Source organism: Corynebacterium sp. UMB8791, assembly GCF_054166365.1.
Window position 1 is genome coordinate 15,747 of sequence record NZ_JBSZCG010000051.1, and the last position, 26,809, is coordinate 42,555.

Below are 26,809 nucleotides of genomic sequence, written 5' to 3' on the forward strand. Positions count from 1 at the left end.
AAGAATTTCCGCATTTTGGCGCTGGTTTCGTTGGTTCGCGCATCTCCTACAGAAAACCCTATTGTTGATTGGAAGAAATGCTTCGTGGCCCAGCACTCCGCACGGCTGCGTACACCTTATATATAGGAGAGGTTTTCAAGTCTATGTGTGGCCTGTTGGCTCTACTCACCACAAACAGCAATGCCGCAAGCTTCGTGGAAGCCGCGGAACGTGCGTTGCCCTGCATGTATCACCGTGGCCCTGATGCCGCCGGCACCTGGAACGACGACCACGCCGTTTTTGGTTTCAACCGCCTTGCCATTATCGATCTCGAGCATTCTCACCAACCCCTACGCTGGGGCCCGAAGGAGAATCCGGAGCGCTACGCGCTGACGTTCAACGGCGAGATTTATAACTACATCGAGCTTCGCGAGGAACTGCAGGAGGCAGGCTACGATTTCAATACCTCGGGCGACGGTGAGCCAATCGTTGTTGGCTTCCACCACTGGGGAGAGAAGGTTGTCGAACACCTGCGTGGCATGTTCGCGTTTGTCATTTGGGATACCGAGACACAGCGTATGTTCGCGGCACGTGATCAATTCGGCATTAAGCCCTTGTTTTACGCCACTACCCCGGTCGGTACCGTGTTCGCCTCCGAGAAGAAGTCCATCCTAGAAATGGCTCCAGAGCTGGAGATTGGTCTCGAGTTAGATCGGCGAGCTATCGAGCACTACGTTGACCTGCAGTATGTTCCCGAACCAGAAACGTTGCACGAGAGCATTCGACGCGTGGAGTCTGGCTGCACGGTGTCACTGACGCCTGGCGGTGAAGTCACATCGGAGCGCTACTTCAAACCACACTTCAAGCCCCAGCAAATCCCACAAGGTCAAGAGCAGAAGCTTTACGACAGGATCGCTCAGGCGCTCGAAGACTCCGTCGAGAAGCATATGCGAGCGGACGTCACCGTCGGTTCTTTCCTCTCGGGCGGCATTGATTCGACAGCGATTGCGGCCCTGGCGAAGAGGCACAATCCAAACTTGCTGACGTTCACCACCGGCTTCGAGCGCGAGGGCTACTCCGAGGTAGACGTGGCTGCGGAGTCCGCTGAGGCGATTGGTGTTGAGCACATCGTGAAGATTGTCTCGCCTGAAGAGTACGCGGACGCGGTGCCGAAGATCATGTGGTACCTCGATGATCCGGTCGCGGACCCTTCGCTTGTCCCGCTGTTCTTCGTCGCACAGGAGGCCCGCAAGCACGTCAAGGTGGTGCTCTCGGGTGAGGGTGCCGACGAGCTGTTCGGTGGGTACACCATCTATAAGGAACCGCTGTCGCTCGCGCCGTTCGAGAAGTTGCCGACGCCTCTTCTACGGGGACTGAACAGGCTAAGCCGTGTGCTGCCGGAAGGCATGAAGGGCAAGAGCTTACTCGAACGCGGTACGACCCCAATGGAGGACCGTTACTACGGTAACGCTCGTTCCTTTAACTTCGAGCAACTACAGCGTGTGCTGCCTTGGGCGAAGCGCGAGTGGGACCACCGCGAGGTCACCGCGCCGATTTACGCCACATCGACAGAGATGGATCCAGTTGCCCGGATGCAAAACTTGGACCTGTTTACCTGGATGCGCGGCGATATCTTGGTCAAGGCGGACAAGATGAACATGGCGAACTCGCTGGAGTTGCGCGTGCCGTTCCTGGATAAGGAGGTCTTTGAGGTCGCACAGACGATTCCGTACGACCAGAAGATCGCGCACGGCACCACCAAGTACGCGTTGTGTAAGGCGATGGAGCAGATCGTTCCGCCGCATGTTCTCCACCGCAAGAAGCTGGGATTCCCTGTTCCGATGCGCCACTGGCTGGCCGGCGATGAGCTCTTTGGTTGGGCGCAGGACACGATCCGTGATTCGCAGACCGACCATATCTTCGCCAAGGACCAGGTGCTGGAGATGCTCAAGGAGCACCGTGACGGTGTTTCCGATCATTCGCGTCGCCTTTGGACGGTGCTTGCGTTTATGATCTGGCACGGCATTTTTGTCGAGCATCGCATTGATCCGGGCATCGAGCACAAGGAATACCCGGTTCAGCTTTAAGGAGGACCTGCTCATGTGGACCAAGAAACGAGTACTGACCACCATCGTTGCGATGCTCAGCGCGTTACTGCTTGCAGTTGGCGCCGTGGCGTTCGTCTACGGTCCGACGCTCACCGCGATGCTGACGGGCACCGCTCGTTTCGCGGGGACACAGACGCCGAAGCGGTATAGCGCGACGGTGCTCGCGCTCGCCGAGCAGGGCATCTACGCCGACTCAACAGAGTTCGAGGAGGCGAAGGCCCGCGCAAAGGAGGCCGCAAAGCAGGCTGATACGCTTCACGACGTTTACCCCGCCCTCGAGGACGCAGTCAAAGCTGCTGGCGGGAAGCACTCCCGTCTGATTGAACCTGGTAACCCTAACCTCGGCTGGACTATGGAAGAGAAGTCGGAAGCCGCAGTCAGCGTCGAGGGCCGCGTTGCGGTGGCAACCGTGCCTGGCGTCGATCGGCACGATGATGTGCAGGGCTACGCAGACACGCTCGCGACTGGCCTGGCTTCCGCACGTGATACCGGGGCATGCGGGGCGGTCGTTGACCTGCGTGGCAACGACGGTGGCGACATGGGCCCAATGGTCGCAGGCCTCTCCTCACTGTTGCCGGACGGCACGGCACTCGAGTTCGTATCGCGGACGAACACCACGCAGGTCACGGTTGAGGGGAACTCGGTGACCGGCGGCGGCACCCCGATCACGACTTCTGGCGGGAAGTGGGATGCGCCGGTGGCGGTCTTAGTCGATGGCGACACTGCTTCGTCGGGCGAGGCCACGATGCTGTCGTTCCGGGGACTTGAGCGCTCACAAAGTTTCGGCTCCCCTACCGCAGGCTACGCCTCGGCCAATATGGTGTACGACTTCCCGGACGGCAGCCTGCTAATGCTGACTATCGCGAAGGACAAGGCACGCACTGGCGAGGAGTTCGCCGAAGATCCGGTGCAGCCCGACGTCGAAACCGATGTGCCGTTCGAGCAAGCGATGCAATGGCTTGCGACCGAGCACGGTTGCAACTAGTCCACGCAGACGAAACACCCCGCGCTCCCCTCAATCATGAGGTGGGCGCGGGGTGTTGGCGTCGAAAAGCTACTGCTTAGTTGAAGCTATCGCCGCACGCGCAGGCCGAGCCAGCGTTCGGGTTATCGATGGTGAAGCCCTGCTGCTCGATGGTGTCAGCGAAATCGATCGTTGCACCGGTGAGGTACGGCACGCTCATCTTGTCCACGACGAGGCGCACACCCCCGACAACGTCAGCCTTGTCGCCGTCGAGCTCGCGGTCGTCAAAGTACAGCTGGTAGCGCAGGCCAGCGCAGCCGCCTGGCTGAACAGCGATGCGAAGCGAAAGGTCGTCGCGGCCTTCCTGGTCGAGCAGAGCCTTCGCCTTTGCAGCCGCTGCTTCAGTAAGGGTCACGCCCGTGGCAGAGGTAGGTGCAGTCATTCTTTCTCCTTGCTTAGCGAATATCTTCACGCAAGATGCGTGCTTCGGAGTGTGGCACTAGCGTACTCGCATCACACCGTCATCGTCTACAGCGTATGGGAGCGGGCGCTTATTCCCCACTTTCGGGGACGGCCTTGTAGCCTGTATAGCGTGAAACTTCCTTGGCAGAAATCTGATGAGGCTCCAGCCGCCGCTGCTGCCGCAGCGAATCGAGCGGAGACTCCCGAAACCGACGCGGAACCCGCGAAGAAGTACCCGAAGGGCTACACCCCTCCGAAGGGTCGGCCGACGCCGAAGCGCCTTGATCAGGAGATTAAGCGCGGCGTGGTCCGCGACCCCAACGCGACAACTCCCGCTCAGCAGTACCAGAAGAATAAAGAGCTGAAGAAGTCGATGTCGAAGGAGGAGTGGAAGGCATACAAGAAGCAGCAGCGCGAAGAGGCGAAGAAGCACAATCGCGAGGTCCAAGCCAAGATGGACGCTGGCGACGAGCGCTACCTCATGGACCGCGACCGTGGCGAAACCCGCCGCTTCGTCCGCGACTGGGTAGATTCGCGCCGCTTCATGAACAACTACGCGATGCCGTTAGCGATCCTGCTGTTCCTCATCCTCTTCATCGGCTCCTGGTACCCGGAGATCGCCGGCGCCATCGCTATTTTGCCGATGGTGTTTATCGTGCTGATTCTTGGTGAGGCATTCCTGATCGGCAAGCGTGCGAACAACGCTGTGCGCGCGAAGTTCCCTGGTACGGCTGATACCGGCTTCGGCCTTGGTATGTACGCGTTCTCCCGCGCGTCGCAGCCGCGGAAGTGGCGCTCGCCGAAGCCACAGGTGCGCATCGGCGAGACCGTGAACTAACTGGGTAAAGGACGTTTCATGGCTGTTGCATTCGACCCGATTGAGCATCCAAGCGAAACCCTGCGCCGCGAGCTTTCCCGCGAACTACTGCGCAGCCCGGAGGGGCGCGGTCTCGGTCGCGTGGGAACGATCGCGGAGTGGACCGCTTCGGTGCAAAACCGTACGCGCCCGGTTGCGTTCCGTCAGCCGCAGTGCGTGCTTGTCGCCGGTAACCACGGTGTCGCAGCACGCGATATTTCCGCGCAGCCACACGACGCCGCCTGGACCACTGTAAAGCAGATTGCGGCAGGTGGCGGTGTCGCTCGCGTTGCAGCGGAGGCCGCGGGCGCGTCGATTATTCAGATTAATGACTACTTAACGCTGCCGACAGGCGCGATAGACCGGCAAGCCGCCATGACGCCCGAGGCGTTCGAGCAGGCAGTCGCGCACGGTGCTCGCGTCGTTGACCAGGGCGTAGACAGTGGAGTTGACCTGTTCATTCCTGGAGACATTGGCGTCGGCAATTCGACGGTCGCCGCCGCCGTCTATGGCGCGCTGTCGCGCACCGAGCCGGTCAAGGTCATCGGGCGCGGCTCGGGCATCGACGACAACGTCTGGAAAGTGAAAGTTGCGGCAATTCGGGACGCCATGTTCCGGGTGCGCACCTTTAGTGACGACGTCCCCCGCGTCCTTGCCGAGCTTTCGGGGCCAGATTTCGCGTTCCTTGTCGGTATGTTCGCGCAGGCCGCGGTTCGTCGAACCCCCGTACTTTTCGACGGCCTCTACGCCACCGTCGCCGCCTACGCCGCCGAGCGCCTCGCACCCGGCACGAAGCAGTGGATCATGGCGGGCCAGCTCAGTCCGGAACCCGCCCAGATGCTGGTGCTCCAGGCCCTCGATATCATTCCGGTGCTGGCACTGGACTTGTCGCTCAACCAGGGAGTGGGCGCGCTCGCAGCGCTGCCGCAAATCAACCTGGCTTCTGAGCTCGTTACTACAGTGCTCGGGCCGGAGGCCCCAGAGGGCGCCCCGGCCTGAGATCCCTCTAGTTCTCGGCTGGGACGAGCGTGTGGTTCCAGCCGTGGACGTCTTCGACCGAGCCGTCCTGGATACCGCGCAGGCGCTCGCGCAGCTGCATGGTGATGGTGCCGGCCTCATTGTTGTTTACGGTGAACTCACCGTGGCGGCCCAGCACGCGCCCGACCGGAGTGATCACCGCTGCGGTACCGCATGCAAGCGTCTCACTGATGGTGCCGTTTTCAGCGCCCTTGTGCCACTGCTCCACCGTGATCTTGCGCTCCTCGGTGCTGTAGCCGAGGTCTTCCGCAACCTGCAGCAGCGATTTGCGGGTGATGCCAGCCAGGAGGGAACCGGACAGTGCTGGGGTGATCAACTTCGCGTCCTTCCCGCTGCCCTCGACGAACATGAGGTTCATGCCGCCCATCTCTTCGATGTACTTGCGCTCAATGGCGTCGAGCCAGACAACCTGGTCGCAGCCCTTTTCTTCTGCCTCGGCTTGCGCGAGCAGGGAACCCGCGTAGTTGCCGGCGAACTTGGCGTCACCGGTGCCGCCGGGCGCCGCGCGGACGTATTCCTCGGAGATCCACACGCTGACGGGCTTGACGCCGCCGGAGAAGTAGGCGCCAGCTGGGGATGCAATGAGGTAATAGGTGTAGGTGCTCGAGGGCTTCACCCCGAGCGTCTTCTCGGTGCCAATCATAAATGGACGCAGGTACAGCGCCGCTTCCCCGCCAGCTTCGGGGACCCAGTCCTTATCAATCGCCACCAGCTGCTGCAGCGACTCGATGAACAGATCCTCCGGCAGCTCAGGCATTGCCAGGCGATGCGCGGAATGGGCAAAACGCGTCGCATTCTGCTCGGGGCGGAACGTCGTGATCGAGCCGTCGTGGTGGCGGTATGCCTTCAGGCCTTCGAAGATCGCCTGCCCGTAGTGGAAGACGTTGGTCGCCGGGTCCAGCGAGATCGGCCCGTACGGGCGGACCTGCGCGTTATGCCAGCCGTTGGCCTCGTCCCAGTCGATGGAGACCATGTGGTCAGTAAACTCTTGCCCGAAGGCTGGGTTTGCGAGCACTGCATTGCGCTCTTCGTCAGTTGCCTTGTTCGGATTCGGGATAATTTCAAATGGTGTGCCTTGAGTCATGCAGACCACCCTACTCCCCGATTCCACTCTTTGGAACCGGAATTCCATATTTTCTTCCACGCACAAATAGCTTGCCCCGCGCCACGCGTCCCTTATTCCAGGTACCCTTGGCGATGTTCAATAATCTTAAGAAAGGCGCATGTACTCATGACTTTTTCGGTTCCTGAATCGCTGCTCCCGGTCCGGGGCGACTCCGTCTCCCTCAACTTTTCGACGTCCGCTCCGAGCGACACCGCTGCCCTCTTGCTACCCGTGACCTCGGATGACTCGAAGGTTGAGGTCCCAGTGACTTCTCTGGCACCGAAGGGTGCACTCGAGGCGCTGGAGACAGTCGGCGCGAAGGGCACCGCCGGCGAGATCACCCGCGTGGTCGTTGATGGGAAGTTGGTCATCGCCTTTGGCCTGGGCAACGCCGATGAGATTGATGACGAGACTGTCCGTCGCGCTGTCGGTTCCCTGGCTCGCACACTGTATGGCACGGAGTCTGCGGTGATTTCGACTGAGTTCGGTGTCACCCCCGTCGTGGAAGGCCTGCTGCTCGGCGCGTACAAGTACAAGGGCTTCAAAGCCCCGTGCCAGTGTGGCTGCGACGGCGAGCACGGGCTTACCGACGTCACCGTTGTAGGCAAGGAAGACGAAAAGGAAGCATTCGACCAGGCAGTGATCCTCGCCGAGTCGGTCATGCTGGCGCGCGATCTCGTGAACACGCCGTCGAACCACCTCTACCCTGCTGTGTACGCGGAGCTCATCGAGAACGTCGGCAAGCAGGTTGGACTCGAGGTCGAGGTGTTCGACGAGAAGCAGCTTGAGGAGCAGGGCTTCGGCGGCATCCTCGCGGTCGGCAAAGGCTCCGCCCGCGCGCCGCGCCTGGTGCACCTGAAGTGGACGCCTTCCGCGTCGAAGTCCTCTGTCGCGTTGGTTGGCAAGGGCATCACCTTCGATACCGGCGGCATCTCCCTCAAGCCGGGTGCAAAGATGGAGGACATGATTTCCGACATGGGCGGCTCTGCTGCTCAGTTCGGCGCAATTGTTGCAGCTGCCCGCCTCAACCTGGATGTTGCGGTCGACGCCTGGCTGCCACTCGCGGAGAACATGCCGTCCGGCACCGCTACCCGCCCGGGCGACGTGATTCGCCACTACGGCGGCATCACCAGCGAGGTACTCAACACCGACGCTGAAGGCCGCCTCGTGCTGGCGGACGCGATGGCACGCGCAGCTGAAGATAACCCTGACTTCATGATTGAGACGTCCACGCTGACCGGCGCTCAGCTCGTCGCCCTCGGCAACCGCACTGCCGGCGTCATGGGCTCTGATGAGTTCCGCGACCGCGTCGCTGCGCTGGGCCGCGAGGTCGGCGAGCAGGCCTGGGCGATGCCGCTGCTGGAGGAACAGGAAGAAGAGCTGAAGTCCCCAGTCGCCGATATCCGCAACGTCCACAATGCCCGTACCGGCGGCATGCTGTTCGCTGGCCTGTACCTGTCCCGCTTCGTCGGCGAGGACACCGAGTGGGTGCACATCGATGTTGCCGGCCCGGCGTGGAACGGTGGCTCGCCACGCGGCTACACGCCGAAGCGCGCGACGGGTGCCCCGCTGCGCACGATCGTTGCAACGCTTCGCAGCATCGCCGAGGCCAACTAGTCCCCGGACTTAGGAAAAGGACTTAGGAAAAGGGATGTTCGCCGCGCTCAAACTTGGCGCGGCGTTCTTTCTGTTCCGCCCGCTTTCGCAGGATGCGTTCTTGCTCCATTTTGCGACGCATCCGGTCTGGGTACCCGGTCTCTTCGACGTCATAAAGAGATATATTCAGCAGCGTAGCGACGGCGTCGATACCTTTGGGACCTCCGATGCGTCGGCGGGTGTAGTTGCCCTCTTCATCGACAAGCACGACGGACATCTCGTTGACCATCGTTTCCGGCTCAACAAACCCCTCAACGAAGGCACGCTTCGCAACCCATTCCTGGAGGTAGGCAGCGTCTTCCGGCCGGATGGTTTCGCCGGGTGCGCGTGGGGGTTTGAAGGTGGTCTGCTTCTTCCGCTTGCCGAACAGGTTAAACACTTCTCTCATCATACGGATATTTCTCGACGCCCCAATTCTGCGTTTGGTGGCCTTCAACAAATTAGTTGCCCCCGAAAGGCACGAAAGTCTTCGGTGACAGGTACGCTATTGACCTGTATAGCTTCTACGAAAATGTATCTGCGAGGAGACTAAATTATGGCGCACTCTGTCGAGATGCCTGAGCTGGGCGAATCCGTCACGGAAGGCACTATCACCACCTGGCTGAAGGAAGTCGGCGACAAGGTAGAGGTCGACGAACCATTGCTGGAGGTTTCCACCGATAAGGTCGACACGGAGATTCCTTCCCCTGTCGCCGGTGTAATCCTCGAGATTAAGGCCGAGGAAGACGACACCGTTGATGTCGGTGACGTGATTGTGATTATCGGCGAAGAAGGCGAAGCCCCGGCATCGGACTCGGCAAAGGACGAGGAGCCTCAGGAAGAAGAGGAGCCAAAGGAAGCTCCGGAGGAAGAGAAGGCTGACAAGCCAGCCTCCGGCGACGCCACCGATGTCTCCATGCCTGAGCTGGGCGAATCCGTCACGGAAGGCACTATCACCACCTGGCTGAAGGAAGTCGGCGACACCGTCGAGGTCGACGAGCCACTGCTCGAGGTCTCCACCGACAAGGTCGATACCGAGATTCCTTCCCCTGTCGCAGGCACCCTCGTAGAGATCCTCGCTGAGGAAGACGACACCGTCGAGGTCGGCGAAGTCATCGCCCGCATCGGCGACGCTGACGCCAAGCCAGCTGAAAAGGAAGCTCCAAAGGCCGAAGAGCCAAAGGAAGAAAAGAAGGAAGCTCCGGAGGAAGAGAAGGCTGACAAGCCAGCCTCCGGCGACGCTACCGACGTCTCCATGCCTGAGCTCGGCGAATCCGTCACCGAAGGCACCATCACCACCTGGCTGAAGGAAGTCGGCGACACCGTCGAGGTCGACGAGCCACTGCTCGAGGTCTCCACCGACAAGGTCGATACCGAGATTCCTTCCCCTGTCGCAGGCACCCTCGTAGAGATCCTCGCTGAGGAAGACGACACCGTCGAGGTCGGCGAAGTCATCGCCCGCATCGGCGACGCTGACGCCAAGCCAGCTGAAAAGGAAGCTCCAAAGGCCGAAGAGACAAAGGAAGAACCCAAGGAAGAAAAGAAGGAAGCCCCGAAGGCTGAAGAGCCTAAGGAGGAGAAGCCGAAGGACGAGAAGCCTGCATCGCAGGCTTCGACCAAGGTGAACAAGTCCGACGGTTCCCTCCCGTACGTCACCCCGCTCGTGCGCAAGCTGGCAGAAAAGCACGGCGTTGATCTTTCCACGGTCGAGGGCACTGGCGTTGGTGGCCGAATCCGCAAGCAGGACGTGATCGCTGCGGCGAAGGGTGGATCCGACGACAAGACCGAGGCATCGGCTCCGAAGTCCGAGGAAAAGAAGGGCGCACGCTCCAACTGGTCCACCAAGTCCGTGGATCCGGAGAAGCAGTCGCTGATCGGCACCACCCAGAAGGTCAATCGCATCCGCGAGATCACCGCTGCGAAGATGGTCGAGTCGCTGCAGACCACGGCTCAGCTCACGCACGTTCAGGAAGTCGATGTCACCCGCATCGCAGAGCTGCGCAAGCGCGTGAAGCCGGAGTTCATCAAGAAGCACGACGCCAACATCACCTACCTCGCGTTCTTCATCAAGGCGACGGCCGAGGCCCTGGTCTCCCACCCGAACGTCAACGCGTCCTACGATGCGGAGAAGAAGGAGATCACCTACCACGAGGACGTCAATATTGGTGTCGCAGTGGATACGCCACAGGGCCTGCTCGTGCCGGTGATCAAGCGTGCACAGGACCTGAACCTGGCGCAGATCGCGCAAGCTATCAACGACCTGGCGACCCGCGCACGCAACAAGAAGCTGCGCCCGGACGACCTGTCTGGTGCAACGTTCACGGTGACCAACATCGGTTCCGAAGGTGCACTGCTGGATACGCCGGTGCTCACCCCGCCACAGGCAGGCATCCTGGGTACCGCGGCGATTGAGAAGCGCCCGGTCATCGTTACAGAGGAAGGTAGTGACTCGATCGCGATCCGCCAGATGTGCTACCTGCCATTCACCTACGATCACCAGCTGATCGACGGCGCAGATGCAGGCCGCTTCGTCACCACGATCAAGGACCGCATCGAAACCGGCGACTTTGAAGACGATCTGGACCTCTAAAACAGGTCAAGATGAGGAATCTTAGCGGTGGCCCCAATGCCAATACGGTGTTGGGGCCACCGCTGTTTTCACCTCCGCATATTTTCAGCTGACTGGCCGACCCAGGCCAGTTTTGCCCCGTAGACTATTCACGACATCAGGTTCAGAACTACCAAAGGAGTAGATCTTGGATTACATCACCCGCCATATCGGTCCGGACACGCAGGAAACGGAGGCGATGCTCGCGAAAGTCGGCTACGACTCACTCGAGGCGCTGACCACTGCCGCGATCCCCGCCGATCTGCTACTTCAACGGCCGCTCGACCTTCCTGCCCCGCTCACGGAATACCAGGCGCAGGATCGGTTGCGGGAGTTGGCGTCGAAAAATGAGGTGCTCAAGGCGTTCTACGGCCAGGGGTACTCGTCGACGTTGACGCCGCCGGTAATTCGGCGCGGTGTGGTCGAGGATGCTGGGTGGTACACGGCGTATACGCCGTATCAGCCTGAGATTTCGCAGGGTCGTCTTGAGGCACTGCTGAACTTCCAAACTATGGTGCAGGACCTGACCGGCCTGGACATTGCGAACGCTTCCCTGCTGGATGAGGCTTCGGCGGCTGCGGAGGCTGTCGGCTTGATGGCTCGCGCAGTGCGCAAGGGTCGGACGGTGCTGCTGGAAGGTGCGCAGCTCAGCGATGCGGTTCTCGAGGGCGGTCTGCTGCTGCTTCACCGTGTTCATGATCTCGGTGTGCTTACGCTCAGCCTCGGTGCGCAGCTTCGTTGCCTGCTCCTCAGCCTGGCGAATCTGCGCCTCAGCGCGCGAGTTAGCTTCGTTGGTGGTTTCCTCAGCCTTCTTCTCGGCGTCTGCAACGAGCTGCTGTGCACGAGCCTCAGCCGACTGCTTCGTCTCAGCAGCCTTACGCTCAGCTGCCTGGATCTGCTCGCGGGAATGCGTCTCTGCCTCAGACAGCTGCTTCTTCGAGCGTGCCTCGGCATCTGCCAGCTGACGCTCTGCGGAACCACGGGCCTCGTCGAGCATCGAGCGGGCCTCTGCCTGCGCGTCGTTGGTGAGGCGGTCTGCCATCTCCTGCGCGAGCCCAAGCACCTTCGCCGCCTGCATGTGCGTATCGGCGGATGCTGCATTCTGGTCGACAGCCGCAGCCTGCTGCGGTGCGGCGGCAGCCTTTGGCGCCTGCTTAGCCTGCTTTGCAGCCTGCTCCGCGTCCTGGCGAGCCTTTGCCGCTTCCTGCTTCGCAGCCTGAGCATCCTTCTCAGCCGCTACCTTTGCCTCCTGCGCAGCACGGAGCTTCTGCTCGTACTCAGCACGAACCTTCTTCTCAACTCGCTTTTCAATCTCAGCTTCGTCGACATCGCTGGACGCGGCCGCAGGAGCAACCGGGGCAGCAGACCCACCAGCACCGAGCTCTTCGACACGGGCCCGAAGGTCATCGTTCTCATCTTGCAGTTGCGCAAGCGTGTCTTCCACGAGGTCCAGGAACTGGTCAACCTCGTCCTCGTTGTAGCCCCGCTTACCAATTGGTGGTTTGCTGAAAGCGACATTGTGCACGTCTGCTGGTGTCAGCGGCATTGGCGTTCCCTTCGATGTCGATATTGTGTCCGCAATGTCGCGAACACAGATTGCCTCCCACGCTACGGGAAGCGAACCCTAAAATCTAATAGTTCGTCATTCTTTTATCGATCCATAGTAACGCATAGGTTCACACGCACCAGGCATCACCGCCAGTTATACCCCTTTTCTGCCCCCGATGCCCAATAATTGATGTCGATCCGGGCATAAATTACGGGAAAATTAAGCAAAAAAGGCACCTACCAATGTAGGTGCCTCAATCCAAGCTCACTATTACAACATGGTGACCCGTACCAGCATCTGGAGCAGCATAATCGCCACGAACAGTACGATCACACTGACGTCTATCCCAACGCCGCCACTCATACGCATGGGCGGAATGAGTTTGCGGAAGAACTTCACAGGCGGGTCCGTGACCACGAACATGCCTTCCGCAACGACCATAAACCAACTTGGTGGATCAAACTGCTTCGAGAAGGATTGCACCATCTCGACAATGATGCGGATGACCACAATCAGGGAGTACAACCCAAGCGCGGCGTAAAGAATTACTCCTAATAAAGACACGGGTCAAACACTACCTGTTCTTCTTGATGTTTCGCAGAGCTGGACGTCGATTAGCGAAGACGCGCTGTGTGCTGCAGCTCAACTTCGGTCAAACGGGCGTTTTCCGGAACGATCGCGAAGACTCGTCGGCGGGTCTCAACGCCCCTGCTCAGGTTGTACATGTTGCCACGAAGTGCGAAGCACAGACCAGCGGCAAAGTCGACGATGCGCTTTGCATCGTGGGGGTCGAGATCCGTCAGCTCCATAATCACGGCATCGCCATCACGGAACGGCTCGCCGATATCCTTCGCATCGTTGTAATTGCGCGGAGCAGTGGACACGACCTGGGGAGTGTAGGACTTCGGTGCGCGATCCGCGTAGTCACGGGTAGCTGAGGAGCGGTAGCGGTCCTCGCTGCCGTACTCAGATGTGCGCGAAGGTCTCGTCGATTCCTCGCGAGTGTTCTCGCGCTCGTCGTACTGCACTTCATCGAAGTAGGGGTCATCTTCGTTGAACGGGCCAAGACCGAAAAATTCTTTCGCGCTGCCGATAATAGACATCTGGGTGCTCCTCGTTTGTTGCCTGTGCTGACGGGGCAGAAATTACCTCTATGTAATTCCGGATTAGGTTTTTAGACTACGGGCCTCGGCCCCATCACCGCCGTTCCGACACGCACGACATCCGAGCCATGCGCGATGGCTTCTTCAAAGTCCGCGGACATCCCCGCCGAGAAACGCAGGGGCCGCCCAAGCTTGGCCGCGTAGGTGTCTCGCAGCTCGCGGACCTGGTCGAATACCTCGCTGGCGTTTGCATCTAGCGGTGGCACAACCATAAACCCGTCGAACTGGAGGTGCTCAGCCCCCTCGAGCGCTTCAACCAACTCGGCGATCTTCTCCACCGCGACACCGCCACGGCTTTCGTCGCCGTCTGCAGAAACCTGAACAAGGCACGGCAGGATTTCGGACGTCCGATCACCCCGCTCAAGGGCGAGCGCCATGCCACGCTCGAGTCCCTTCGCCAGCTTCAAGGAGTCCACCGAGTGGACCTCACTCGCCCATCGTGCCACTGCGTTCGCCTTCTTCGACTGGATCTGCCCGATCATCGCGATACCACAGTCGACCCCGTGCTCGCGCAGAGTCGCAACCTTGGCGCTCGCTTCCTGCTCTCGGTTCTCCCCCACCAAGCGAATACCTTCCGCGGCAAGCACCTCAATCGACGAGCACGGGTGAAACTTCGTCACTGGCAGCAATTCCACGCTTCCCGGCTCGCGCCCCGCGGCATGCTCCGCGGAGCGGATACGTTCCTGCACCTTGGCAAGGTTGCTTGCAATATCAGTTGTGCTCATTTATTTCACTCCAGTTAGCCAAATAACGCCTGCCTGGCGCCCAGTTGTGGATTCTCTCCGGTACGAGAAGAAGTCCTCGTCCGCGATGGTATCGCGCGGATCTACGTCAATTCGCTGCACACCGAGCTCCGTGAGCTGGCGCCGGATACCGGCACGGATGTCAAGCCCAGTGGTCCCTGCATGCGTAGTGGTCCGGGAGCCTGGCAGCTTGCGCTCAACATCCGCTGCCATATCAGCGGGCACTTCGTATGACGCTCCCGCAGCTGCAGGGCCGAGCAGCGCCTGCATCTGTGAAGGCTGAGCACCCAGGTCACGCATTGTTTCAACGGTCTTCTTCACGATGCCGTTTCGCGCCCCAAGACGCCCAGCGTGCACCGCGGCAATCACTCCAGCGACGGGGTCTGCCAACAGCACCGGCGTACAGTCAGCGACCAGCACGCACAGGGCGAGGTTCGGGGTCGTGGTTACGATGGCATCAGAAGCCTCGACAGGCTCAGACTGCGGCCCGTCCACGACCGTCACGTTCGGCGTGTGGAGCTGCTCCATCCACACGAAGCGCCCCGCATCTACCCCGAGCAGCGACGCCAACCGCGCGCGGTTCGCGCGTACGGCCTCCGGGTCATCCCCGACGTGCAGCGCAAGATTGAAAGAGTCATATGGGGACGACGACGCCCCGCCCGCACGGCTTGTAAACACCATGCGGACGGGGCGTTGTTCTACGTCGAGAAGAGAGTCAGTCATGCTCCCAGACTAACGCAAGAAATCAGGGACATCGACGTCAAAATCATCGCCGCCGCGCTCCTCGCGTCCACGACGTTCATAGGAGGATTCGGACTCCCCGCCGGTGAAGAGGCCCGAGCGGTGCGGCTCGTAGCGGTGACGCGCCTGGTAGGAGTCGTCACGTTCCGTCTCCGGAGCGCGATCCTCAAACAGCGAACCACGCGATGGAGACGGCGCCGCGCCTTCTTCCGCCGATGCGGCTGCAGCATCGACCGGCTGCTGGGCATCCGGGCGAGCGTTGGCCTTCTCGTCGAAGCCAGTTGCGATAATCGTGACGCGCACCTCATCACCGAGGTTGTCGTCGATGATCGTGCCGAAGATGATGTTCGCGTCGTCGTCTGCCTTCTCTTCGACGATGGACGCTGCGGCACTCGTCTCGTTCAGGCCGAGATCGGAACCACCAGCAACGGAAATGAGCACGCCCTTCGCGCCCTCCATCGTGGTTTCCAGCAGTGGCGAGTTGATCGCCTGCTCCATCGCATTCATCACGCGGTTTTCACCGCGGGAGGAGCCGACGCCCATCAGGGCGGAGCCGGCGTCGGCCATCACCGAGCGCACGTCTGCGAAGTCGACGTTAATCATGCCCGGAATGGTGATCAGGTTCGTAATACCCTGAACACCGTTGTAGAGCACCTCATCCGCAGCGCGGAATGCATCCATCATGGACAGGTCCGAATCACCCAGCTGCAACAGTCGGTCGTTCGGAATGACAATGACGGTGTCGCACACTTCCTTCAGGTTCGCGATGCCCTCGAGCGCCTGACGGGTGCGCCGCTTACCCTCGAACGTGAACGGACGGGTGACAACGCCAATGGTCAGCGCACCCATCTTCTTCGCGATACCCGCGACAACTGGTGCAGCGCCAGTACCCGTACCGCCGCCCTCGCCAGCGGTCACGAAGACCATGTCCGAGCCCTTCAGCGACTCTTCGATTTCCTGCTTGTGGTCCTCAGCAGAGGTCCGGCCAACCTCAGGGTTTGCACCGGCGCCAAGTCCGCGAGTCGCCTCACGCCCGATGTCGAGCTTGGTGTCTGCATCCGTAAAGAGCAGTGCCTGCGAGTCCGTGTTGATCGCAACGAACTCCACACCTTTCAGGCCCTCTTCGATCATGCGGTTGACAGCGTTAACGCCACCGCCACCGACACCGACGACGCGGATCATGGCGAGGTAGTTTGCGGGAGAGGTCATGGGTAGTGTCTCGCCTTTCAAAACTTCTTAGAACTTCAACAATTGCGGTAACGCATCCCATCATGGGCGAAAACACGAAAAAATTTATTGTTTCCCTCGGCGTGTCTCGACCCTAAACCTTTACTTTAGGGTTTTGACCTGGGGTTTTACACCGCTACCGCGCGGTAATCAGCTCCGGATTAGAAATATTGAACTCGGCGCCCTCGCGTTGCAAAACGGTTTCAAAGGCCAGTGATTTATTCGCATTGTCTTCTGAGGCGCCCCACACCACGCGGCGGTTGTCGTGTAACCGCAGCACGAATGAGTACCGGCCATTCGCCTCCAAAGCGGCAACTTGCGCACGCGCACCACTGCTTATCGACGCCGCGATCGCCACAGCGTCCCGCATCTGCTCCTTGTTCTCGACGTCGACCCCCACGAGCTCCATCGCCCCAACCGGCGGTTCAGCGATCAGAAAATCCTTGCCCTCAGTATCGATCAGATGCGCCCCGTCCGGCTGCTGCAAGTACGCCACTGCGACACGCTCTTTGAGGTCAACTCTCACAGTGCTTGGCCAGTCGCGGTGCACCGTAACAACGTCCACCCACGGGTCCTGCACGATGTTCTCAGCAGCACGGCGCACCTTGACCAGCCCCATAGGCGTGCCCAGCTCAATGTCGGACTGGGCTTGCACCGCCTCGGGCGTGAGCACGTCGTTGCCATCAACAACCACACCCTTCACCGGCATCAACGGTGTAAACGGCAACGCAATTCCGCACACAGCGAGACCAGCGATGACAGCTCCCGCGATAGCGAAGCGACGCTTGCGCTTGCTCTTGCTGCGCGTTTGAGCGTCCTCATCACCAAACTCGTCGAGGTGGTCCGACTCGAAGGCTTCCTGCTCTGTCTGCTCTGTCACGCTAAACCTCCGTCTGCCGAAGTTGCGCGAGGATCTCATCGGCGAGCATTGTCACCGACCCAGCGCCCATCGTTAGGATGACGTCCCCAGGACGAACCATTGATACCAGTGTCACCGGTACTGCGAGGAAATTGGGCTCAAGCACTACCGGCACCGAGCTATCCATCTTGTCAGTAATGAGCCTGCTGGTCACATCTTCAACGGGCGCTTCGCGTGCGCCGAAGATGTCCAGCACCATGACGACATCCGCGAGTGAGAGGGCGTCAGCAAACTCTTGGGCAAAGTTCTGTGTGCGCGAGTACAGGTGCGGTTGGAAGCACACCACGACGCGCGCACCCTTGCCCTCAGACTCGACTTTCTCCCGCGCCGCCGTCAACACAGCGGTGACCTCGGTTGGGTGGTGCGCGTAGTCGTCGTAGACACGGGTACCTGCGAACGGCCCGTCCTCTACGAGGCCCTTAAACTCGAAGCGGCGCCGGACACCGGAGAACCCGCTCAGCCCCGCTGCAATCCGTTCAGGTTCCGCACCCGCCAGCGTCGAGGACAACAGCGCGGCCAGGGAGTTGAGCACCATGTGCCGGCCGGGGATCGACAGGCGGTAGGAGTACTCAGCAGATGCGCCGCCGGTGTTGAGTCGAGCACGCACGTCGACGTAGGAGCCGTCGATACGCTCTTCTATAACTACTGCACCTGCCGGAATGTCTGGGTGCGCTGCAGCCGCTGCTTCAGTGCCGTAGCCGACGACGTTGATGCCGCGCTGCAATGCGCGCTCACCACAGCTTGCAGCGTGCTCGTCATCCATACAAACGACGAGGAAACCGCCGGGCTGCACGCGATCGGCGAAGTCGTCGAACACCTTGAAGTATGCCTCGCGCGTGCCGAAGTAGTCCAGGTGGTCAGGCTCAATGTTGGTGATAACGGCGATATTTGGTTTGTAGCGAAGCAACGAAGCATCGGACTCGTCCGCCTCCGCCACGAAAATATCGCCCGCACCGTGGTGGGCATTGGTGCCGGCCTTGTTGAGCTGGCCGCCAATTGCAAAGGAAGGGTCCTCCCCCGCAGCCTGCAACGCCACCACGGTCATGGACGTCGTGGACGTCTTGCCATGCGTGCCTGCTAGCAGGAGCTGCGTGTAACCGTCCATCAACTCGCCGAGCAGATCTGAGCGGCGAATCACAGGAATCCCCTCCTCCTTCGCACGCACCAACTCCGGATTATCTTTCGGAATCGCAGCAAAGCTGGTGACCACGACGGTCGGAAGTTGCCCCGTCAGCTCGAGGTTTGCGGCGTCGTGTCCAACTGCGACCTGTGCACCTTGCGAGCGCAACGCACGCACTGGACGGGAGTCTTTCACATCGGACCCGGTCACTACTGCCCCGCGGTCAAGCAGGATGTGGGCGACACCGCTCATGCCAGCGCCACCGATACCAACCAGATGTACGCGGGAAAGATCCACAGAACCAGGCGCGGTGGTGTGTTCGGAAGACATGACGGTGTTACTCCTTTGTGATAGTCGCAATGATCCGTGCAGCGAGATCTTCTGCCACACTACCCGCGCCAGAGTGCTCGAGCGCTTCTCGCATGCGCTGCATTTGCTCTGGCCGACCCAAAATCTCGTTGACGCTGCGGGCAAGCGCGTCTGGGGTGAGCTCGGCGTCATCGATACGCATTGCCGCCCCGGTAGCTACCAGGTGCGCCGAGTTAAGGCCCTGTTCGCCGTTGCCGTGCGGCAGTGGGATGTAAACGGCTGGCAGGCCAGCGGCTGAGTTTTCCGCCACGGTCATGGCGCCGGAGCGACACACAACCATGTCCGCCACGGCATACGCAGCTTCCATGTCGTCGATGTACGGCACCGCCGTGTAGCCTTCGTGTGGCTTCGGGGCGTCGTTCTTTCTGCCGTAGGCGTGCAGCACCTGGTACCCGCGCGCCGTGATGTCCTCGATGGCCCCGGCAACAGCCCGGTTGATGCTCACCGCACCCTGGGACCCACCGGTAATCAGAACCACCGGCTTGTCCGGATCAAGGTCCCACATCTTGTACCCACGCAGCGCTTTCGCTCCATCCGTATCGACGCCCACTCCCGGACGCACCGGGATCCCCACGACATCACCCGGCATCCCCGAGTTCGCCACGGCGTTAATCCCGACACCACCTAGCTTGACGCCAAGCTTATTGGCCATGCCCGCCAACGCGTTCGTTTCCAAGACGAAAAATGGTAGGCGCAACGATGCCGCGGCAAGGTACGCAGACGCCGACACATAGCCACCCGTACCAAAGACTGCCTCAGCCTTTGAATCCTTCATCACCTTCCGTGTTTGGTGCACGGAACGCGCAAGTTTGAACGGTACGCCAAGAAGCTTCCATGGCTTCTTGCGCGGGATCGGCACAGGGTCAATGAGTTGAAGGTTAAAGCCGCGCGCGGGGACGATAGTGGTTTCCAGGCCACGCTCAGTTCCGAGCGCAACCACATTTGCGCCGTACTGTTCGCGAAGCACCTCGCCTACCGCGAGTGCCGGTTCAATATGGCCCGCGGTGCCTCCCCCTGCGAGCACCACTGTGTGCTGGGTCTTGTCCATGATGGATCCCGTCCTTTCCTTTTCGACGGCCACCTAACGGTACCGGCGTCGCTCTGATTGGTTCGGTCGTGGTCTCCGTTGCGTTACCTCGACATTCCTGGTGGGCCGGGGCGAGTGTCGCTGAGCACGGTCGTCTGGGGCAACTCGGTGAGCAACAGGCACTCCGTACCGTTGCTCTCGGCGTGACTGCTCATGTGTACGAGTTCGCTCCGCGCGAGTCGCGCGCAGCTGTGCCGTCGCCTTCGGCTCCGGGACGAACAGCATTCTGTCGAAGCGTGGGCGCCCGTAGTTCTGCATGGCCGAGACTGCGTCGGGCTCGTGGCGGGCAATGGAGGCCAGCATGCCCATCGACCACAAGGTAATCACTGCCGAGGTACCACCGGCGGACAACATCGGCAGCTGAATACCCGTCACCGGCACAAGGCCGACGACGTACCCGATGTTAATGAACGCCTGCGAAACTACGCCTGCTGTTAACGAGGCAGCGGCGAGTCCCTGGAACGATGTCTGTGCGCGTTGCGCAGTGCGCAAACCGAAGTAGCCAAGGGCAGCAAACAGGGCGATCACCATAATGCCGCCCCACATACCGAGCTCTTCGCCGATGACGGCGAAGATGAAGTCGTTTCGTGCCTCTGGGAGGTAGAACCACTTCGCGCGGGACTGTCCGAGGCCGACGCCGAAGAGGGAGCCGTCGGCAAGAGAAAGGAATCCTTGGTGCGTCTGGAACGCAGCACCGCGAGTATCGCTGAAGTTTCCGAACAGCGCCTCGAAGTAGACGTGGAAGCGTTGCGAGCGGAAGCCGCCAAGCAGGAACAACATGACCGCTGCAGCACCGATGAGCCCGCAGAGGATGCCGATGGCCTTGAGCGGGAAGCCTGCGAACCACAGCACAAAGATCACGATGGCGGCAAACGACATGGTCATGCCGGCGTCACCCTGCTTCGCAATCAGGAGGATGCACACGCCCGCTCCAAGCAAGAACTGTGCGGTCGGCGACTGCCACGCAGGCGCCGATGCTGGCGGCTGCTTCTTCGACAGCACCGCAGCACCCCAAATTGCAATAGCCACACGGGCGAACTCAGAAGGCTGCATCGTCAACGAGCCGAACATCAGCCACGATTGCGAACCGACTTCCTCACGTCCGGTACCGATTAGCAGCACCAGTACCAGCAGGAACACCGCGAATAGGAATAGTGGCGTGGCCAGCTTCCGGATGCGCTCGGGCGGGATCATCAGCGAAACCCAAAACAAGACAAGGCCCGCCAGCACCATCAGGGATTGCCGAAGCGCAGTCGACCACACGCTGCTCGAAGCAGCGAACGATGACGCCATCGACGAGCTCATCACCATCACGATGCCCAACGCAGCCAGCACCAGCACCACGGTCCGAATCACGGTGTAGTCAATGAGGGGCCGCTGCTCAAGCGCCGCAATGAACGACGTATGTGCCCGGCCCAGTGCGCTTTGAGGCACGTCGCGGGTGCCAGTCTTTGGCGCACGCGCCGGCGGTTGCTGTCGACGATTTCGCTTCATGGCACCTCATTACCCTTCGCTTCGAACACTGCTGTGTCTCAAGTTACTGTAGTGAAAAGTGTCGCCTGGCGGCCGCACGAAACGCGTCGCCGCGCGCAGACATACCCGGATACATGTCCAGGCTCGCGGCAGCCGGTGCCAGCACAACGCTATCGCCAGGCTGCGCATGCTCTCCAGCAAAGCGAGCCACGGCATCCATTGCCACCTCGGGGTCAGTCGAGTCAGTCGCAAAGATAGGCAGGTCAGGTGCCAGCCGCTTGACGGCGTCGTAAATTTCCATGCGGTCGACCCCAAGCAGCGCTACGGCACGCATGTGCCCCACATGTTTTTCGACGACCTCATCAATCGCAGCGCCCTTCAGCTGACCACCTGCAACCCACACGACGGTGCCCGCCCCGGTCAACGCCGAATCAGCCGCGTGCGGGTTCGTCGCCTTCGAGTTGTCGATCCACCGAACGCCGTTCGCCTCGTGGACCACGGCTCCGCGATGCCCCGCAACGTGGAAGCCTGCGAGTGCTTCACGAATCTCAGAGGGTGTCGCACCACACAGCAACGCCACGGCAGCGGCGGCGCCTGCGTCCAGCACGCCTGCAGCACCCGCGGGTTCAATGCCATTCGTATCTGCCAGTTCAAGGACCGAGCCGTCGCGGCGCGCAACGAGCTTGCCGTCGATAACACCGACCTGGCGCTCTTCGGGCTGGCCGAGCGTAAAACCGAAGAATTGCTTGCGGTCATTCTGTGCCACGATCGCTTGCACGTGCTCGTCATCGATGCCGACCACGGCGTTGGGAGCTTTGAGCACCTTCGCCTTCGCAGCCGCGTACGCCTCGAATGAGCCGTGCCAGTCAATGTGGTCGTCTGCAAGGTTGAGTAGAACTGCCGCGTTGGGAACGAGCTGGCTCGACCAATGCAACTGGAAACTGGACAGCTCGGCCACGAGCACATCGACACGCTGGGGATCCACCACCGCGTCAGCCACGGCGGTACCGATGTTGCCGCACGCCAACGCACGCTTACCAGTGCGGGCAGATGCCTCCTGCATCATAGCTGCGAGCATGCCAGTGGTGGTGGTTTTACCGTTCGTGCCTGTCACAACGAGCCACTCGCGCGGTGGCCCGAACACGCCCGCGCGATCCAACCGGTAGCACAGCTCGACATCACCGATGACATCGAGTTGGGCCGAGGCGGCGTCGACAAGCAGCGGCGTGTCGGGCCTCCACCCTGGAGACGTCACTACTACCCCGACCTCACCGAAGTACTCGTGTGCCAGCTGCGTATCGACGGCCCGCACTCCCCACGTGCGCTCAGCGAACTCGCGGTTTTCCTCGCTGTCGTCCGCGACGATGCATGTAACGCCGACTTGCTGGAGCATGCCGAGCACCCCTCGGCCCGAAACGCCCGCACCGGCCAGCAGCACGCCGCGGGAAATCTCTGCGGGTATCACACTCGTATCGATCATGACAGCGTCACTCCGTTCTGTGTGAGCCATTCACCGTAGAAAATTGCGGTGCCGAGCGCGACCGCCATCGCAGCGATGAGCCAGAAGCGCACAACCACGGTTGTCTCCGCCCAGCCTCCTTGCTCAAAGTGGTGGTGGAACGGCGCCATCCGGAACACGCGCTTGCCGGTGGACTTAAACGATGCCACCTGGATGACCACCGAGGCTGCCTCGAGTACGAAGAGTGCGCCGATGATGATCATCAGAAGCTCGGTCTTGGATGCCACTGACAGGCCCGCAACGAGACCACCGAGCGCCAGCGAACCCGTATCACCCATGAAAATCTTGGCCGGGGACGCGTTCCACCACAGGAATCCAACGCAGGCACCGAAGCCTGCAGCCGCAAGCACCGCCAAGTCAAGCGGGTCGCGGACGTTGTAGCAACCCGCTGCCAGCGCTGCCTCGCAAGAATTCCGGAACTGCCAGAACGTGATCATGGTGTACGCGGCCATCACCAGAGCAGTCGTACCAGCGGCCAACCCGTCGAGCCCGTCGGTGAGGTTTACCGCGTTCGACCAAGCAGCCAGCAGAATGTAAATAAAGATCAGGAACAGGATTGCGCCAAGGATTCCGCCGCCGACCGCGATGTCAATCGTTTCAATATCGCGGACAAAGCTCAGCAGCGTCGACCCTGGCGTCAATCCGTTCTCGTCGGGGAAACGTGTAATCAGCAGGCCAAAAACGATCGCGATTGCGAACTGGGAAACAAGCTTCGCGGTCTTGTTGAGCCCGAGGTTGCGTTTCATGAAAAGCTTGATGCCGTCGTCGGCAAGCCCGACGAGACCGAGTGACAACGTCAAGCCCAGCACGATAACGCCACTCGCGGTAAACGCCGCGTGATTGGTGGCCAAAGCGACAATCGAACTTGCGAGGTAGCCCAGCGTGATAGCGAGCAGAATCGCGATACCGCCCATCGTCGGAGTGCCACGTTTCCGCGCGTGCGACTGCGGCCCGTCCTCCCGAATTTCCTGGCCGATCTCGCGGCGGTGGAAATACCGAATCAACAAAGGTGTGACAAAAATGGAAACGAGGAAGCTAATAACTCCTGCGACAATTACTTGAATCATGTGAGACTGCTACCTTGCTTCATTCTCATTGGTTGACTTACTTTGACTGTCAAGCGTACGGGTGCGCATGAGTTGTTCAGCCACCACCCACAACTTTTGGGCGTTCGACGCTTTGACCAGCACCACTGCTGGCGGGGGTGTGGCAGTGACAATCGTAGCTTCGACAGCGTTGCTTGCCTCGGCACTATCGGCAACAGACTGCGTGGCGATGCCCCGCTGCTGTGCCGCTTGCGCCAGCGATTCCATCGCGTCACTTTGCCCCACTGCTACAAGGTCCGTGATGTTGTGCTTTACCAGTTCTGCGGCGAGCTCGGCGTGGGCTGACGCGGACTCCTCGCCGAGCTCGCCCATCTCACCGAGCACCGCTATCGAGCGCGCCCCTGGGTGTGCGGCAGCCGTCGACGCAAGCGCTGCGATACCGGCACGCATTGATTCAGGGTTTGCGTTGTACGCGTCGTTAATGACAGTCACGCCATCCTCGCGGGTGCGCACATCCATGCGGTTCACGGATACGGTCCGTGCCTGGCTCAGCGCTGCCGCGATCGCTTCAGGCTGCATGCCCGCGCCGAAACCGACTGCCGCCGCAGCAAGCGCGTTGCCAACCTGGTGGGCGCCGTGCACGCCCAGGCGAACTCGGTGCTGTTGCCCGTCTGGCGTGTGCATCACAAACGATGCTCGGGCAACCTCGTCCAATGAGATGTCCGTAGCAAAAAAGTCTGCTTCGGGCGATCCCTCAGCCGAAAACATCCACACCTTCGCAGTTGTGCGGGGGCGCATACCTGCAACAAATGGGTCATCGGCGTTCAAGATGGCGATTCCACCGTGATCCGCATCAGGGAGTGATTCGACTAACTCGCCCTTCGCCTGAGCAATCGCCTCGCGCGAGCCAAACTCCCCAAGGTGTGCGGAGCCAACGTTGAGCACCACGCCGATTGATGGCGGGGCAATCTTTGCAAGATGCGCGATGTGCCCAATGCCCCTCGCGGACATCTCCGCCACCAAAAACGCCGTCTCCTGTGTGCAGCGCAGCACCGTGTACGGGTGACCAATCTCGTTATTAAAGGAACCCGGAGGAGCCACGGTCTCGCCTTTGTGGCGAAGCACCGCAGCGATCAGGTCTTTCGTCGAGGTCTTCCCCGCCGATCCTGTCACGCCGACAATTGTGAGTCCGTGTTCGCGAACTAGGCGGCGAGCCACGTGCGCTGCGAGCTTCGAAAAGCCCGCGACAACACCGAGTGCACTGCCCGTTGGGTCGCTCGCAGCCAAGTCAGAGTTGTCATCTGGCCGAATCTCGGCGCACGGAACGATCACCGCAGGAGCACCCACGTCGCGCGTGGTTATGGCGGCTACCGCGCCCTGCTCCAATGCCGTGCCGACGAAGTCGTGTCCATCAACCCTCGCGCCTTTCAGCGCAAGGAAAAGGTCGCCCTCAGACACCTTCCGCGAATCAAACTCGACGCCACCCGATACTTTCGCCTCGGGGTCCGCCTCCTTCGACAGCGTTCCCCCGACGATCTCGGCGATCTCACCCAACGAACATGCAATCATTATCTACTGTTACCTCGCGAAAGTTTCTAGGGCGCGACGCATCTCTTCCCGATCATCGAAGTGGTGCGTCGTAGTGCCAACAATCTGGCCGACTTCATGCCCCTTGCCAACGACAATGACCGCATCTCCCGGCTGTGCCCACTGCACCAAAGCGTCAATCGCCGCAGCGCGGTCGCCGATTTCACGCACCTCCGGGTGGTGGGGAGCATCCGCGAGTTCCAATGCACCACGCAGCACCTCCGCGCGGATCGATGCTGGGTCCTCTGTACGCGGGTTATCATCAGTCACCACCACAAAGTCAGCACGCTGCGCAGATTCGCGGCCCATGATGACGCGTTTCGACGCATCCCTGTCCCCGCCGGCGCCAACAGCAATGCCGACGCGTCCAGCCACTTGCTTTCGGAGCGTATCCAGCACGGCTGCGATGGCCGCAGGCTTATGCGCGTAGTCCACGACTGCAACAAACGGTTGCCCGCAGTCGATGCGTTCCATACGTCCAGGGACCTGCGCTTTTGATAGGCCCTTCATGAATGCATCTACATCAACGTCGGCGGTGTACGCCATGGCGGTTGCCAAGGCAGCGTTAGCCACGTTGAACGCACCCGGCATTTGCAGCGTCAACGTGTGAGTCGAAGTGGGCGTCGATAAGGAAATCTCTTGCGCGCCAGTCTTGTCTGCGGACAGCTGCTTCGCGCTCACGTCGACCCCAACCTGGCCGTGGGTGCCAACGCGAACCGGGTCCTGTGCCCGGTCAGCCATGCGCTCGCCCCACTCGTCATCGACGCAAACTACCGCGCGTTTCGCGGCACTGCGCGACGTCGGGTCAAAGAAGAGCGCCTTCGCCTCAAAGTACTCCTCCATTGTTTTATGGAAGTCCAGGTGATCCTGGCTCAGGTTTGTAAACCCAGCGACATCGAAAGACGTGCCACTCACCCTGCCAAGCATGAGCGCGTGGGAAGAAACCTCCATCACTACGTGCGTCACTCCAGCCTGCAGCATGCGGCGGAACAGAGACTGCAGCGTCGGAGCTTCCGGGGTAGTCAGGGACGTTGGAACGTATTCGCCGAGAATCTTCGTGCCGGTGGTGCCAATCAGACCAACCTTCGCTCCAGCTGCCTCAAGCCCCTTCTCCAGCATGTACGTCACGGTAGTCTTGCCAGACGTGCCGGTAACCCCGAGCAGCGTCATGTGCTCGGATGGGTGACCATACACCTCGGCTGACACATCGCCGAGAACTTCGCGAACGTCTTCGACGACCAGCACCGGCCGCGTTTCCCCTTGGTCCTCGAGGATCTTCGCGCCTGCATTGTCAGTAAAGATGGCGCCTGCTGGGCACTGCTTTGCAAACGTTGCACCATGCACGCGGGTGCCGGGCAAAGCTGCGAACAGTCCGCCTGGGGCAATCTTTGACGAATCGAGTGCAATCTCTTCAATGTGCAGCGGCTGATCTGGGGCGTTGTGGAGCGTCCCACCAGACAGCGCTGCGAGCGCCTCCAGGGTAGGCGCGTTCGGTGTTGTCTGCGTCATGT

The 26,809-nt window shown here is 60.8% G+C and carries 22 protein-coding genes and 2 pseudogenes; 7 read left to right on the top strand and 17 right to left on the bottom strand.

Features of this window, described 5'->3' with window-relative positions; all coding sequences use genetic code 11:
- Positions 1-143: 143 nt before the first annotated feature.
- Positions 144-2,066, top strand: coding sequence for an asparagine synthase (glutamine-hydrolyzing) (gene asnB, locus ACXIUA_RS01355; protein WP_457975932.1), 1,923 nt, complete (start codon positions 144-146; stop codon positions 2,064-2,066).
- A 13-nt stretch (positions 2,067-2,079) separates the two neighbouring features.
- Entirely contained in the window at positions 2,080-3,072 is a 993-nt protein-coding gene (locus ACXIUA_RS01360; protein ID WP_256000328.1) for a S41 family peptidase, read from the top strand.
- A gap of 76 nt (positions 3,073-3,148) precedes the next feature.
- Here ACXIUA_RS01360 and ACXIUA_RS01365 read toward each other — a convergent pair whose 3' ends face one another.
- Positions 3,149-3,493: a HesB/IscA family protein gene (locus ACXIUA_RS01365; RefSeq protein ID WP_070362187.1), complete on the bottom strand. Its 345-nt coding sequence runs from the start codon at positions 3,491-3,493 to the stop codon at positions 3,149-3,151.
- Positions 3,494-3,643: 150 nt separating this feature from the next.
- Here ACXIUA_RS01365 and ACXIUA_RS01370 point away from each other — a divergent pair, with 150 nt between their 5' ends.
- Both ACXIUA_RS01370 and ACXIUA_RS01375 read left to right on the top strand, forming a co-directional pair.
- Positions 3,644-4,351 carry a DUF3043 domain-containing protein gene (locus tag ACXIUA_RS01370; RefSeq protein ID WP_070362186.1) on the top strand — a complete coding sequence of 236 codons (708 nt, stop codon included), beginning with the start codon at positions 3,644-3,646 and terminating at the stop codon, positions 4,349-4,351.
- Positions 4,352-4,369: 18 nt separating this feature from the next.
- The gene (locus tag ACXIUA_RS01375) at positions 4,370-5,368 is read left to right on the top strand and encodes a nicotinate-nucleotide--dimethylbenzimidazole phosphoribosyltransferase (protein ID WP_457975933.1); all 999 of its coding nucleotides are present in this window, start codon (positions 4,370-4,372) and stop codon (positions 5,366-5,368) included.
- 7 nt (positions 5,369-5,375) lie between these two features.
- Here ACXIUA_RS01375 and ACXIUA_RS01380 read toward each other — a convergent pair whose 3' ends face one another.
- Positions 5,376-6,491: a branched-chain amino acid aminotransferase gene (locus tag ACXIUA_RS01380; RefSeq protein ID WP_457975934.1), complete on the bottom strand. Its 1,116-nt coding sequence runs from the start codon at positions 6,489-6,491 to the stop codon at positions 5,376-5,378.
- Positions 6,492-6,638: 147 nt separating this feature from the next.
- Between ACXIUA_RS01380 and ACXIUA_RS01385 the strand changes: the two genes are divergently transcribed.
- Positions 6,639-8,129 (top strand): leucyl aminopeptidase, encoded by a 1,491-nt coding sequence (locus tag ACXIUA_RS01385; RefSeq protein ID WP_320072750.1) that lies wholly within the window; start codon positions 6,639-6,641, stop codon positions 8,127-8,129.
- A gap of 22 nt (positions 8,130-8,151) precedes the next feature.
- On the opposite strand, the gene ACXIUA_RS01390 is transcribed toward ACXIUA_RS01385, so the two are convergent.
- Positions 8,152-8,547 carry an oxidoreductase gene (locus tag ACXIUA_RS01390; RefSeq protein WP_070478965.1) on the bottom strand — a complete coding sequence of 132 codons (396 nt, stop codon included), beginning with the start codon at positions 8,545-8,547 and terminating at the stop codon, positions 8,152-8,154.
- 156 nt (positions 8,548-8,703) lie between these two features.
- On the opposite strand from ACXIUA_RS01390, the gene sucB reads away from it, so the two are divergent.
- Positions 8,704-10,737 (top strand): 2-oxoglutarate dehydrogenase, E2 component, dihydrolipoamide succinyltransferase, encoded by a 2,034-nt coding sequence (sucB, locus tag ACXIUA_RS01395; protein ID WP_457975935.1) that lies wholly within the window; start codon positions 8,704-8,706, stop codon positions 10,735-10,737.
- 166 nt (positions 10,738-10,903) lie between these two features.
- Positions 10,904-11,392 (top strand): annotated as a pseudogene (locus tag ACXIUA_RS01400) (glycine dehydrogenase (aminomethyl-transferring)); the annotation flags it as partial.
- On the opposite strand, the pseudogene ACXIUA_RS01405 reads toward ACXIUA_RS01400, so the two are convergent.
- From ACXIUA_RS01405 to ACXIUA_RS01470, 14 genes and pseudogenes are all read right to left on the bottom strand, one after another.
- A pseudogene (locus tag ACXIUA_RS01405) lies at positions 11,327-12,301 on the bottom strand (DivIVA domain-containing protein); the annotation flags it as partial. The pseudogenes ACXIUA_RS01400 and ACXIUA_RS01405 sit on opposite strands and share 66 nt — an antisense overlap.
- A 273-nt stretch (positions 12,302-12,574) precedes the next feature.
- Positions 12,575-12,868, bottom strand: coding sequence for a YggT family protein (locus ACXIUA_RS01410; protein ID WP_457975936.1), 294 nt, complete (start codon positions 12,866-12,868; stop codon positions 12,575-12,577).
- 50 nt (positions 12,869-12,918) lie between these two features.
- A complete protein-coding gene (locus tag ACXIUA_RS01415; protein WP_070362220.1) occupies positions 12,919-13,407 on the bottom strand; it encodes a cell division protein SepF in 489 nt (162 codons plus the stop codon).
- Between the two features lie 71 nt (positions 13,408-13,478).
- Positions 13,479-14,192 (bottom strand): YggS family pyridoxal phosphate-dependent enzyme, encoded by a 714-nt coding sequence (locus ACXIUA_RS01420; protein ID WP_071572463.1) that lies wholly within the window; start codon positions 14,190-14,192, stop codon positions 13,479-13,481.
- Positions 14,193-14,933 (bottom strand): peptidoglycan editing factor PgeF, encoded by a 741-nt coding sequence (gene pgeF, locus ACXIUA_RS01425; protein WP_457975937.1) that lies wholly within the window; start codon positions 14,931-14,933, stop codon positions 14,193-14,195.
- Between the two features lie 9 nt (positions 14,934-14,942).
- Entirely contained in the window at positions 14,943-16,160 is a 1,218-nt protein-coding gene (ftsZ, locus tag ACXIUA_RS01430; RefSeq protein ID WP_070362217.1) for a cell division protein FtsZ, read from the bottom strand.
- Positions 16,161-16,314: 154 nt separating this feature from the next.
- Positions 16,315-17,058 carry a cell division protein FtsQ/DivIB gene (locus ACXIUA_RS01435; RefSeq protein ID WP_168156177.1) on the bottom strand — a complete coding sequence of 248 codons (744 nt, stop codon included), beginning with the start codon at positions 17,056-17,058 and terminating at the stop codon, positions 16,315-16,317.
- A 1-nt stretch (position 17,059) separates the two neighbouring features.
- Positions 17,060-18,577 (bottom strand): UDP-N-acetylmuramate--L-alanine ligase, encoded by a 1,518-nt coding sequence (murC, locus tag ACXIUA_RS01440; protein ID WP_457975945.1) that lies wholly within the window; start codon positions 18,575-18,577, stop codon positions 17,060-17,062.
- Complete coding sequence (gene murG, locus ACXIUA_RS01445; protein WP_457975938.1) at positions 18,555-19,634, bottom strand: undecaprenyldiphospho-muramoylpentapeptide beta-N-acetylglucosaminyltransferase; 1,080 nt, start codon at positions 19,632-19,634, stop codon at positions 18,555-18,557. Before murG ends, murC begins: the two co-directional genes overlap by 23 nt.
- Before the next feature lie 33 nt (positions 19,635-19,667).
- Complete coding sequence (locus ACXIUA_RS01450) at positions 19,668-21,167, bottom strand: FtsW/RodA/SpoVE family cell cycle protein (protein WP_311474967.1); 1,500 nt, start codon at positions 21,165-21,167, stop codon at positions 19,668-19,670.
- A gap of 43 nt (positions 21,168-21,210) precedes the next feature.
- Positions 21,211-22,626, bottom strand: coding sequence for a UDP-N-acetylmuramoyl-L-alanine--D-glutamate ligase (gene murD / locus ACXIUA_RS01455; protein ID WP_457975939.1), 1,416 nt, complete (start codon positions 22,624-22,626; stop codon positions 21,211-21,213).
- Positions 22,623-23,732: a phospho-N-acetylmuramoyl-pentapeptide-transferase gene (gene mraY, locus ACXIUA_RS01460; RefSeq protein WP_457975940.1), complete on the bottom strand. Its 1,110-nt coding sequence runs from the start codon at positions 23,730-23,732 to the stop codon at positions 22,623-22,625. Before mraY ends, murD begins: the two co-directional genes overlap by 4 nt.
- Before the next feature lie 9 nt (positions 23,733-23,741).
- A complete protein-coding gene (locus ACXIUA_RS01465; protein ID WP_457975941.1) occupies positions 23,742-25,280 on the bottom strand; it encodes a UDP-N-acetylmuramoyl-tripeptide--D-alanyl-D-alanine ligase in 1,539 nt (512 codons plus the stop codon).
- Positions 25,281-25,289: 9 nt separating this feature from the next.
- Positions 25,290-26,807 (bottom strand): UDP-N-acetylmuramoyl-L-alanyl-D-glutamate--2,6-diaminopimelate ligase, encoded by a 1,518-nt coding sequence (locus tag ACXIUA_RS01470; RefSeq protein ID WP_256000323.1) that lies wholly within the window; start codon positions 26,805-26,807, stop codon positions 25,290-25,292.
- Positions 26,808-26,809: the final 2 nt, after the last annotated feature.

Excerpts from the sequence above, each read along its gene's own strand:
- sucB (WP_457975935.1), top strand. The coding sequence starts at position 8,704 with ATGGCGCACTCTGTCGAGATGCCTGAGCTGGGCGAATCCGTCACGGAA.
- ACXIUA_RS01450 (WP_311474967.1), bottom strand. The coding sequence starts at position 21,167 with ATGAAGCGAAATCGTCGACAGCAACCGCCGGCGCGTGCGCCAAAGACT.
- mraY (WP_457975940.1), bottom strand. The coding sequence starts at position 23,732 with ATGATTCAAGTAATTGTCGCAGGAGTTATTAGCTTCCTCGTTTCCATT.
- murG (WP_457975938.1), bottom strand. The coding sequence starts at position 19,634 with ATGGACAAGACCCAGCACACAGTGGTGCTCGCAGGGGGAGGCACCGCG.
- ACXIUA_RS01360 (WP_256000328.1), top strand. The coding sequence starts at position 2,080 with ATGTGGACCAAGAAACGAGTACTGACCACCATCGTTGCGATGCTCAGC.
- ACXIUA_RS01470 (WP_256000323.1), bottom strand. The coding sequence starts at position 26,807 with ATGACGCAGACAACACCGAACGCGCCTACCCTGGAGGCGCTCGCAGCG.
- ACXIUA_RS01375 (WP_457975933.1), top strand. The coding sequence starts at position 4,370 with ATGGCTGTTGCATTCGACCCGATTGAGCATCCAAGCGAAACCCTGCGC.
- ACXIUA_RS01420 (WP_071572463.1), bottom strand. The coding sequence starts at position 14,192 with ATGAGCACAACTGATATTGCAAGCAACCTTGCCAAGGTGCAGGAACGT.
- ACXIUA_RS01415 (WP_070362220.1), bottom strand. The coding sequence starts at position 13,407 with ATGTCTATTATCGGCAGCGCGAAAGAATTTTTCGGTCTTGGCCCGTTC.
- ftsZ (WP_070362217.1), bottom strand. The coding sequence starts at position 16,160 with ATGACCTCTCCCGCAAACTACCTCGCCATGATCCGCGTCGTCGGTGTC.
- ACXIUA_RS01365 (WP_070362187.1), bottom strand. The coding sequence starts at position 3,493 with ATGACTGCACCTACCTCTGCCACGGGCGTGACCCTTACTGAAGCAGCG.
- murD (WP_457975939.1), bottom strand. The coding sequence starts at position 22,626 with ATGATCGATACGAGTGTGATACCCGCAGAGATTTCCCGCGGCGTGCTG.
- ACXIUA_RS01385 (WP_320072750.1), top strand. The coding sequence starts at position 6,639 with ATGACTTTTTCGGTTCCTGAATCGCTGCTCCCGGTCCGGGGCGACTCC.
- ACXIUA_RS01465 (WP_457975941.1), bottom strand. The coding sequence starts at position 25,280 with ATGATTGCATGTTCGTTGGGTGAGATCGCCGAGATCGTCGGGGGAACG.
- pgeF (WP_457975937.1), bottom strand. The coding sequence starts at position 14,933 with ATGACTGACTCTCTTCTCGACGTAGAACAACGCCCCGTCCGCATGGTG.
- ACXIUA_RS01380 (WP_457975934.1), bottom strand. The coding sequence starts at position 6,491 with ATGACTCAAGGCACACCATTTGAAATTATCCCGAATCCGAACAAGGCA.
- asnB (WP_457975932.1), top strand. The coding sequence starts at position 144 with ATGTGTGGCCTGTTGGCTCTACTCACCACAAACAGCAATGCCGCAAGC.